Here is a 2,471-nt window from a genome sequence, read left to right on the forward strand (position 1 = left end):
TGGACCGGGATGAGGTTGAGGAGCTGGCTGGTCTGTGGGTTCGGATGCTGGGGGTGCTGGCGGGGCATGCGGCCCTGCCGGAGGCCGGCGGGCACTCCCCCTCGGACTTCCCCCTGGTCTCCCTCGACCAGGACGAACTCGACGGACTTGAAGAAGAATTCGAGACGGAAAACGGGTGGCAGAAGTGAAGCGTTCCAAGATCGAGGACATCCTGCCCCTGTCGCCGTTGCAGGAAGGGCTGTTGTTCCACGCGCTGTTCGACGAGGACGCCGCCGACATTTACAACGTCCAGCTGGCCTTCGATCTGAGCGGTGCGCTGGATGCGGAGGTGCTGCGGCGTTCGGCTGAGGTGCTGGTGGGCCGGCACGCCAGTCTCCGAGCGTGCTTCCGCCAGCGGAAGAACGGTGAGGCGGTCCAGGTGATCGCCAAGAGCTCGGTGGTGCCGTGGCGTGAGGTCGATCTGAGTGGCTTCCCCGAGGCCGGTCAGCGTGAGCGGGCGGCGCGGCTGCTGGAGGAGGAACGGGCTACCCGTTTCGACATGGCCAGCGCGCCGCTGATGCGCTTCCTGGTGATCCGTCTTGCTCCCGGCCTGCACAAGCTGGTGATCACGAATCATCACATTCTGCTGGACGGCTGGTCGACGCCGCTGGTGCTGCGGGAACTCTTCGATCTGTACGGGCAAGGCGGGGACGACAGTGCGCTGCCCGCGCCGGTGCCCTACCGGACGTATTTGGCCTGGCTGGCTCGGCAGGATCGGAGCGTAACCGAGGGGGTGTGGCGTGAAGCCCTGGCCGGCGTGGAAGCGACCCGCCTCGCCCCCGTCGGCCACCGCTCAGGAACTGGTGAACGGGCGCGGACCACGGTCGAGTTGAGTTCCGTGACCAGCGCGGGGGTTAAGGAACTGGCGCGTCGGCATGGCCTGACGGTCAACGCGGTTCTGCAGAGCGCATGGGCGTTGTTGCTGGCCCGGCTGACGGGCAAGCAAGATGTTGTGTTCGGCGCCATCGTTTCGGGGCGTCCGCCGCAGATTCCCGGTATCGAGCAGATGGTCGGTCTGCTGATCAACACGGTTCCGGTGCGTGTCCGGCTTGATCCGTCGCAGTCGCTGACCGAGTTGATGGCCCGGGTGCAGGAGGAGCAGGCCCGCCTCAGCGACCACCAGTACTTGGGCTTGACCGACATCCAGCGTGCGGCCGGTCAGGGTGAACTCTTCGACACCCTCTACGTGTTCGAGAACTACCCCGTTGCCGCCGACAGCGCCGATGTTCCTGGCGGATTGACGATCACCGGAGGCGAAGGCAGAGACGAAGCGCACTACCCCGTGAACCTGGCGGTGATGCCCGGGGAGAAGCTTCGACTGGACGTCGGGCACGATACAGATCTGTTCGACGTGACCACGGTCCGCCAAATGCTGGAGCGTCTGCGGCGGGTTGTCGAGGCCATGGTCGCTGACCCGGGTCAGCGGATCGGTGACGTCGACGTACTCGACGTGCCGGAGCGCGAGCGGCTGCTGGTCGAGTTCAACGACACGGCTCGTGCGGTGCCAGAGGGTACGTTGCCGGAACTCTTCGAGGCTCAGGTGGCGCGGACCCCGGATGCGGTCGCGGTCATCTGCGGCGACGAGCGTGTTAATTATGGCGAGTTGAATGCGCGGGCGAACCGGCTCGCGCGGGTTCTGATCGGTCACGGTGTGGGTCCGGAGCGACTGGTGGGGCTGGCGTTGCCGCGGTCGGCGGACATGGTGGTGGCGGTGCTGGCGGTGCTGAAGGCCGGCGGCGCCTTCCTGCCCATCGACACCGACTACCCGGGCGAGCGGATCGCGTTCATGCTCCAGGACGCCAGCCCCGTGTGCGTGTTGACCACGGCGGACACCCGCCATGTGGCAGCGGGGTCGGGAGTCGCGTCCTATGACGTCCGGGACCTCGACATCGCCGCGGCCGCTGGTTCGGTGGTGAGTGGTGACATCTCTGATGAGGAACGGCTCGCCCCGCTGAGGCTGCGGAACCCGGCGTATGTGATCTATACGTCGGGTTCCACCGGCAGGCCGAAGGGCGTCGTGGTCCCGCACACCGGACTGGGGAGCTTGGCTGCCTCGGAGATCAACCGGTTCGGCATCGGTCCTGGAAGTCGGGTTCTGCAATTCACTTCGCCGAGCTTCGACGTGTCGGTGGCCGAATTGGCCGACGTGTTGCTGTCCGGTGCGGCCCTGGTGGTGCCGGACGCGGAGGCGAGGGACGACGTGGTCGGCCGCCTGACGAGTATGGCGAAAGAGTATTCCGTCACTCACGTCTTTCTGGCCCCTAGCGTGCTGGCTGCCATGGATGCTGCCGACCTGCCTGGGGTGGGTGTTCTCGCGATCGGTGGTGAGCCGTGTGCGCCGGATGTGGTGGCGCGGTGGTCGGTGGGTCGGCGGATCTTCAACGCGTACGGTCCGACCGAGACGACAGTGGCTGTCACCCTGAGTGATGTGT

General features: G+C 66.4%; 2 protein-coding genes. Both read left to right on the top strand.

What is annotated here, in order from left to right; translation table 11 throughout:
- A partial coding sequence (locus ACWIF2_RS40530; protein WP_454366700.1) for a hypothetical protein occupies nt 1-188 on the top strand: 188 nt, incomplete at its 5' end.
- On the top strand, nt 176-2,471 hold a 2,296-nt coding region (locus tag ACWIF2_RS40535; protein ID WP_454366702.1), incomplete at its 3' end, for a non-ribosomal peptide synthetase. The genes ACWIF2_RS40530 and ACWIF2_RS40535, both read left to right, overlap by 13 nt.

Source organism: Streptomyces sp. NPDC055506 (assembly GCF_053643595.1).